This window comes from Escherichia sp. E4736 (assembly GCF_005781225.1).
Taxonomy (GTDB): Bacteria; Pseudomonadota; Gammaproteobacteria; order Enterobacterales; family Enterobacteriaceae; genus Escherichia.
This window is the reverse complement of record NZ_VATT01000042.1, coordinates 23,108-30,663: the sequence shown is the minus strand read 5'-3', so window position 1 is coordinate 30,663 and position 7,556 is coordinate 23,108. Positions and strand designations below refer to the sequence as shown.

The 7,556-nt window shown below is 49.6% G+C and carries 5 protein-coding genes; all 5 read left to right on the top strand.

Annotated features, from left to right (window positions below):
* Window positions 1–835 (top strand): N-acetylglucosaminidase (locus tag FEK46_RS22070; protein ID WP_171021382.1); only part of this gene is annotated, 835 nt, incomplete at its 5' end.
* A 7-nt stretch (window positions 836–842) separates the two neighbouring features.
* Window positions 843–1,676 carry a hypothetical protein gene (locus FEK46_RS22065; protein ID WP_135560348.1) on the top strand — a complete coding sequence of 278 codons (834 nt, stop codon included), beginning with the start codon at window positions 843–845 and terminating at the stop codon, window positions 1,674–1,676.
* Between the two features lie 531 nt (window positions 1,677–2,207).
* Window positions 2,208–2,471 (top strand): PAAR domain-containing protein, encoded by a 264-nt coding sequence (locus FEK46_RS22060; RefSeq protein ID WP_135560349.1) that lies wholly within the window; start codon window positions 2,208–2,210, stop codon window positions 2,469–2,471.
* A gap of 2 nt (window positions 2,472–2,473) precedes the next feature.
* A complete protein-coding gene (locus FEK46_RS22055; protein ID WP_135560350.1) occupies window positions 2,474–3,682 on the top strand; it encodes a hypothetical protein in 1,209 nt (402 codons plus the stop codon).
* The gene (locus FEK46_RS22050) at window positions 3,675–7,046 is read left to right on the top strand and encodes an ImcF-related family protein (RefSeq protein WP_135560351.1); all 3,372 of its coding nucleotides are present in this window, start codon (window positions 3,675–3,677) and stop codon (window positions 7,044–7,046) included. The genes FEK46_RS22055 and FEK46_RS22050 overlap by 8 nt, the downstream gene beginning before the upstream one ends.
* Window positions 7,047–7,556: the final 510 nt, after the last annotated feature.

Sequence of the window (7,556 nt, the reverse complement as noted above, 5' to 3'; positions counted from 1 at the left end):
GAAATACAGTGAGGATTTTCTCGATAAGATGGCCTGGATGCAGGATGCCAAACCGTCAAATATTGGGCCTTCTTTATGGCATTTGCATCCATTAATGTTTCTTGGAATGATGAGGCGTAGTGGTCGATTTTCTTACAAGTACTCTAACTATGGAATCACCATAGAGGATGCCTTAGATATACAGATCAAACTTGGTAATAATGGTGGCCCAACGATGCAAAAAGGTCGAGGGTTCCCAAGGATCACTAAAGAAGAAACTCGCCCTTATTTTGATCCTGCAAATCATATGTCTGAACCAGATTTATTCCAGTATTTAGATATTTCTACTCAAGTTAACGTTTCCGATGACCAAGTGAGAAAATATTTAAAATCCAAAGGAATTTTATCAGGTCATGAAGACACATTCCTTCATGCCGCTGAATCATATGGTGTTAATGCAATATATCTTGCTGTACACGCTTCTCTTGAAACTGGTAATGGAACCAGTCCTCTCGGAACTGGAATTTTTGTTGATGGTGTGAAAGTCTATAATATGTATGGAATTGGTGCCTTAGATGGTAGGGCTGTGGAAACAGGCTCTAAAATGGCAAAAAGAATGGGCTGGACGACTCCTGAAAAAGCCATCGATGGAGGTGCTGCATGGATAGCAAGCCATTATATTAAAGCTAAGCAGAACACACTTTATAAAATGAGGTGGAACCCTGAAAAACCAGGCACTCACCAATATGCAACCGCAGCGAACTGGGCACTGGCACAATCTAAATTATTGAAACGAGAATGTGATTTATTTCCTGATGTAACACTGCCACTCGATATCCCAGTTTATAAAAAGTGAGAAATAGATGAAATTTAGATCATTAAAAACAGTTGTTTTTATAAGTTTTTTTTCACCATTCATCGCGGCAGCTAACGGGTCCTCTTGCGATCAACTTCAAAATCTTGTTAAAAAAGAAACCAGAAATGGACAGAGCAACATACCGGCTAACCCATTAGTAATCGCAACTAAGAGTAAAGTATATTTCTATACAGCTCCTGATTCATCTTGCAAACAACAGGATAAATTTGTAATAGCAGGAGACTATCTTTATGCATATAAGATTCATCAATCTTTTACCTATGTAAATTATTTCACAGCTAAGGGCAGTGAAGTAACGGGGTGGGTAAATAGTTCTGAATTGGTTAAATTACAGCCAACACCCTCATTACCGATAAAAAGCAACATCAACATTTCAGATTTTATAGTCGTGAGCAATGACGACTGGTTTGGTTTAGGCAATTCGTTCTCAAGCGCCTCGTCATTATCAAAAAACCATGAACTGTCGTCAGAGTACATTGGTGACTTCCCAAATGACATTGGTGGACTAGATAAATTCTACTCACATACCTATAAAGATTTTAACGTTATTTCTTCAAACGTTAATTACAATAAAAGGCTGTGGACCATTGATGACAATTATATAGTTTCCAACATCACTTTAACATCCCCTAAATATCATACCATTCGCAACATCAAGGTAGGGGACAGGAAAAGCGATATTCTAAAAAAATATAACAACATCAAACCATCCGAATCAAATTCAAAAATAACATATAATCTTGGGGAAATGTCTTTGGTTTTTAATTTACAGAATGATGCAATAACCTCCATTGAAATGTCATCAATCCCTAAACAATAGCATATGTAACTAATATGTTCATGTTAATCGAAACACACTAACTTAGGTTCACTATATGAGATATAAATACTCACTGCTATTGTTTTGCATTTCATTTGCCTTATCAATTTCCAGCAACAAGGCAACCGCAGATGAAGCACCAAGTGTAAATACGTTTGTAGATAAAAACACCTGCAATATAAAGGTAAATAACGAATTAATTACCAGCTACAAATGCGAATATTCCAGAGCACCATACTATGGTATTCATATGATGCAAGCAAATACTGGTATTTATTGATAGCCCGATGGGGAATGCATGCGATGGGGGCCATTACATGTATTTGCCAAAACAGATAATGAGAGATTCAAACATCTGAAGACAATTGACTTCTGCGGGGGGCATTATCCATCAATAACCAGTGGTCCAGAAACATTCAGAATAAACATTCCTTCAATCTCTGTTGACGGCACGGATAAGAAGATCCCAACTGAGACATGGGAATTAAAGAATGATGAATTAGTTAAGAAATAAGAAAGAGGAATTTAATAGTGCTCCAGATTATCCGTAAAGGCGATAAAACAACCCACGGAGGTTCAGTACTGACCGCTTCAGAAACGATGAAATTCGGTGGTATCGGTGTAGCCCGAAAAGGCGACAAAGTGTCATGTCCGGTTCTGGGACATGGCCTTACAATCATCGTAGAAGGCAACCCTGATTACCTTGATCATGGTATCCCGGTGGCATTTCACGGTCACAAATGCGCCTGTGGTTGCACATTGATCAGTTCATTTGCCGCAGCAAAGGTTGCCTGATTATGCCCGTCTGGCTGGATGCCATCCCTGAAAAGGCCCCAAAGATAGCGCGTCCCGATACCCGCCACTGGCTGCTGTTCCTGGCATTTATCATGCTGGGGGGCATAGCGCTCACATTATGGTGCTGGACATCAGAGCGAACCGGATTTGTCTTCTGGTTCACCACTCTGGGCCTTCCATTTTGCACATGGGGGCTTATTTTCGGTTTACGCAGGGTTGCCTATAAAGCAGAGCAGGTCGGAGCTGAGTCGCGTAATGTCGACCGTGAAGCTCTTATCGACAGTGAAATTCTTCGCGGTCAGCGCTGCGCCTGGATCCTCGGTACATACATTCAGGCCCCGGCGGGAAACAAAACCGATGACCTGCTTGAGGCAATGAAAGTCGCAGCACCCGCTATCGATTTCTCCCGCCCAAGAGGATGTGACAAACCGGTCAGATACGCGGCATTAACAGAATATCAGGCAGATTTAACAAAGGCCCTGACAGCGGCGATGACTAAACTGACCACGCGTGTAGAAGGGATCGTTCAGCCGCTTCCGTCAGAACTGCCATGCTGGCTGGTGCTGGATTGTGATAACGACCTGTACCCCTTGATTGAAGAGCAGCTTAAAGCCGATCTATCACTAAAGACCGGCAGGATTTTTCGTCTGATGTCCGGAAAAGGGCTGAGCGCATTCGATGCCTGGCTGGACAAGCGATGGGACAATCCGGGCATTCTGATTGCCATCACGCTGTCGTTACCGGCGTCTCCCCGGGAAGATGACGCAGATGCCGTCTCAATGGTGGTATTGAGCAACCGCAAAGCCCACGCCTGGCCGGATGCACTCCGACTCCATCGCCCCGAAAGGGGAGCAGAAACAACGCTCACAAAGACACTCACCCGGGCGCTGCTCTGGGCGAAGACCAGACCCGATGAACTCAAAGGAAGCTGGCTCACCGGTCCAACATTGACCTCTGGAAGTGGCTGGAATAATGCCTGCGAGCTGAGCGGGGTGGAATTTAGCCTTTCAGAGAACAACTTCAGTATCGATCCAGTGCTGGGATACACGGGCCATGCTGCTCCATGGCTTGCCATCACGCTTGCCAATGCTGACGTTGAACAACATGGCCCGCAGGTTATCGCCGCCCAACCCGCCGCTGACAAGGACGACATCTGGGTCGCCGTCATCACCAAAGAAGAAGTTCGCAAGGAATCGCCCAAGAATGTCTAAGGTAAAAGTAAAAACACTCATCGGCTCCGTTGTAACTGTCGCCTTTTTCCTGACAGCCATCGTGGCATTTTTGTTTTATGCCTTTCCGGAAAACGTAGCCTCAGCCACCGGCTTCGGACCGTATGACGGCCAACGGATACTCACATTCTGCGCCATACTGGTTGCCGCGATATTTTTAATCGGCTGGCTGATAGAGAAGGCTTTCGACCACGCGGGTAAATCCGGGATGTATTTCCAGTGGGGACGGAAAAAGGCTGAGAGCGTCACTCCGGTAATGAACACCATTCCCGGTGAAGATGACGACGATGAACCGGTCTTCAGCGAAGACGCCGTATCCGAACACCTGCGCTTTCGCTATGGACGTCGCTGGAAGCGTAAAGTGCGACTCCTTCTGGTGATGGGCAACCAGGACGACGTTCACAAAGCTGCCCCGGGCCTGTGTAATGGCCTCTGGCAGGAAAGCGACGGCAATGTGCTGATTTATGGCGGTGACGCGCAGTCACTTCCGGACGAGATCTTCCTTTCAAAACTGAAGCGCCTGCGATCCCGGCAACCGATTGATGGCATCATTCAGGTGATGAGTATTTCAGCCCTCCCAACGGATGGCGAACGGGATGCCCTCTTGCGTTACCGCCAGAAAGCCGACCATCAGTTGGGCTGGCAGGCGCCTGTCTGGCTGTGGCTGACTGACAACGCCACCGATGCTCAGCAGGGCGCGGAAACTGCTGCGACAGGGGTCATATTCGGGCCTGATGGCACAGTGAAAGGCGCGGGTGAAGGATTTTCTACACTGGCAATGCATCTGCAAAAAGCAGGTATGGCACGGATACTGAATAATCCGGCTGATTGCGGCCTGCTTCAGTTATCCCTCCGACTGCGGCAGGAGCTGAAAGCCAGTCTGGATGTTTTGCTCGGCGGGCTGATGCAGGGATCTGCGGCCTTTCGTTTACGAGGGGTCATGTTCAGTCCTGAAGTGGCCGTTGTCGGTTCGGTCCCAAACACACGCCCCGATACACTGGCCTGGAAAGCCGTCATTGATGACTGTGATGCCGTCAGCGGCAGGAAGCTGGGCTTCGACTGGCTGAAGATGCTGCGGTTAATTCTGCTTTCCCTGATTGTCCTGTGGGGGGCCGCTACACTGCTGTCTCTGATCGTTAACCGTACTCAGATTTATCAGGCGCAGGAAACGGCAAGACAGGCAGCGGATACAACAAAACCACTGGCTGAGCGTCTGCACAATCAGCTCGTACTCCAGCAGGCTATTGCCCGTCTGCAACATCGCGAGGCGACCGGCGCGCCATGGTACACCCGCTTTGGTCTTAATCAGGACAGCGATACGCTGGCTGCACTCTGGCCCCTGTATGCGAAAAATAACGCACAGCTGATGAGGGATCCCACAGCAGATAGTCTCAGGCAGCAGCTGAATGCCTTTGTGCAACTACCTCCTGCCAGTGATGCCCGTACGCAGGGCACACAGCATACATATGACATACTCAAAAGTTATCTGATGCTGGCGCGTCCGGACAAAGCGGACGCCGGCTGGCTGGCAAAAAACGCGCTGAAAGCCTTACCGAAACGCCAGTATGTGCCGGCTGGCACATGGCAGAACATCGCACCGAAACTGCTGGGTTTTTATGCGCAAAACCTCCCGGCTCATCCGGAATGGAAAATTAAGCCTGATGCCGAATTAATCAGCACAATCCGTCAAATTCTGCTTAAGCAAATTGGCCAGCGGAACGCTGAGTCCGGGTTATATCAGGAGATGCTTAAGCGCGTGGCCAGCAACTGGCCTGATTTAACGCTTGCGGATATGACCAGTGACACCGATGCCTCAACGGTATTCAGCACTGACGAAGTCGTCCCGGGAATGTTTACGCGTCAGGCCTGGGAAGAGCAGGTACAGGATGCGATTGACGAGGTCGTGAAAACCCGCCGCGATGAAATTGACTGGGTACTGTCGGACAAGACACATCAGACAGGGAGCGATATCTCCCCGGAGGCGCTGAAAGCCCGCCTGACTGAACGCTATTTCACCGATTTTGGTAACTCCTGGCTCAACATGGTCAACAGCATACAGTGGCAGGAAGCCACGTCACTGTCTGAGGCGATTGCCCAGCTCAGTCTGATCGGTGATGTCCGACAGTCCCCGCTAGTGGCACTGATGAACACGCTGGCCTGGCAGGGGAAAACGGGGCAGAAAGGTGAAGCTCTGGCTGATTCGATAGTGGACTCAGCGAAAAAGCTGATCGGTCAGAAAAAAAATGCCAGACAGTTTATTGAACAGGCACAGGGCCCTAAAGGTCCGCTTGATGGCGTGTTTGGACCGCTGATGGGGCTTATGGAAGGTAAAGAGGGTACCGGTGCCAACGGTAACCTCAGTTTCCAGTCCTGGCTGGCCCGCGTAACTCAGGTGCGGCTGAAGCTTCAGCAAGTCACCAGCGCCCCGGATCCGCAGGCTATGTCGCAGATGCTGGCCCAGACAGTATTCCAGGGCAAAGCCATCGATCTGACCGATACCCGCGACTACGGCAGTCTGGTTGCGGCGAGTCTGGGGCAGGGGTGGAATGGATTTGGCCAGTCGTTATTTGTACAACCGCTTGATCTGGCCTGGCGGCAGGTAGTTGCCCCGGCGGCGGGTAGCCTTAATGCCCGCTGGCAGACAACCATTGTCGATCAGTGGAATAAGGCCTTTGCGGGACGGTACCCGTTTAAAGCCACTGGCAGCGATGCCTCCCTGCCGCTACTGGCTCAGTTCCTGCGTAGCGACTCGGGTCGAATCACTACCTTCCTGAAAACTAATCTCGGCGGGATCCTCCGCCAGGAAGGGAATCGCTGGGTCGTTGATCCTTCCGCAAGTCAGGGGATGGTTGTCAGTCCGGATTTTCTCCGGGCGATTAATCAGCTGTCGGAACTGTCAGATATCATGTTCTCTCAGGGCGATGCGAGTGTTCACTTCGAACTGATGGCGCGTCCTTCACGGGATGTTGCCAGAGTGCAGCTTACCCTCGATGAGCAGAACCTGGATTACTTCAATCAGATGGAAAGCTGGCAGAGCTTCACCTGGCCGGGGAATACTTACTATCCCGGTGTGTCACTCATCTGGCGTAGTGTAAACAGCGGTATGCAACTCTTCGCCAGTAACCAGGGTAACTGGGGCTTCATTCGCCTGCTGGACAAAGCCCTGATCACTCCACTCGATGCCAGCCGTACACAACTGGTCTGGGTCACCGCCGATGGCAATCCTCTGAAGTTCATCATACGCAGCGAGTTGGGCGACGGTCCGCTTGCCTTACTGAAGCTACAGGGATTTACGCTGCCTGCGTCCATTTTTAACGTTGCCGCTGGCACTGAAGGCGTTGAGTAAATATGAACAGAGGCATTCATCCTGCGCTGGCCTTTGCTAAACAGGTAGATGGCTGGTCTTCAGGTGTATTCAATCAGGTTGATAAGTGGTGGGGGACCGATTCACTTGCCCCATGGCGGTAGATGACGTTTCGCCAGTGTAAACGTTGGCTTGCGGCCAAGCGCACCGGAAAAACACTCCTGCACTGCGATGAATTTCTCTTTCGGATACTGGGTGAACCCCGTCAAACCGATGCTCTGTCAGGGGAAACCCGTCCGGCCAGCCCCCAGACGTGTAGGAAAGCATCAACGTTTCATTCCTCCGGATAAACCCGTGCAAATTTTTGCAGGTGTCTGGGCCGGTTCGGCGCTCAGACAGGCACCGCGAGTATCGGAGTCAGTACCTCAGGGGACAGATCCTTCGCCCCCCATATCCGAAAAGCCACTGGCAAAGCTACTGGAAGGGAAAACCCACTCAGGGTGAAGAGAAAAGTATGTTGCTGAAATGGAAACCACCGAAAATCGTCAATGG

Coding starts and splice junctions, on each gene's coding strand:
- FEK46_RS22065 (WP_135560348.1), top strand. CDS start 843: ATGAAATTTAGATCATTAAAAACAGTTGTTTTTATAAGTTTTTTTTCA.
- FEK46_RS22055 (WP_135560350.1), top strand. CDS start 2,474: ATGCCCGTCTGGCTGGATGCCATCCCTGAAAAGGCCCCAAAGATAGCG.
- FEK46_RS22050 (WP_135560351.1), top strand. CDS start 3,675: ATGTCTAAGGTAAAAGTAAAAACACTCATCGGCTCCGTTGTAACTGTC.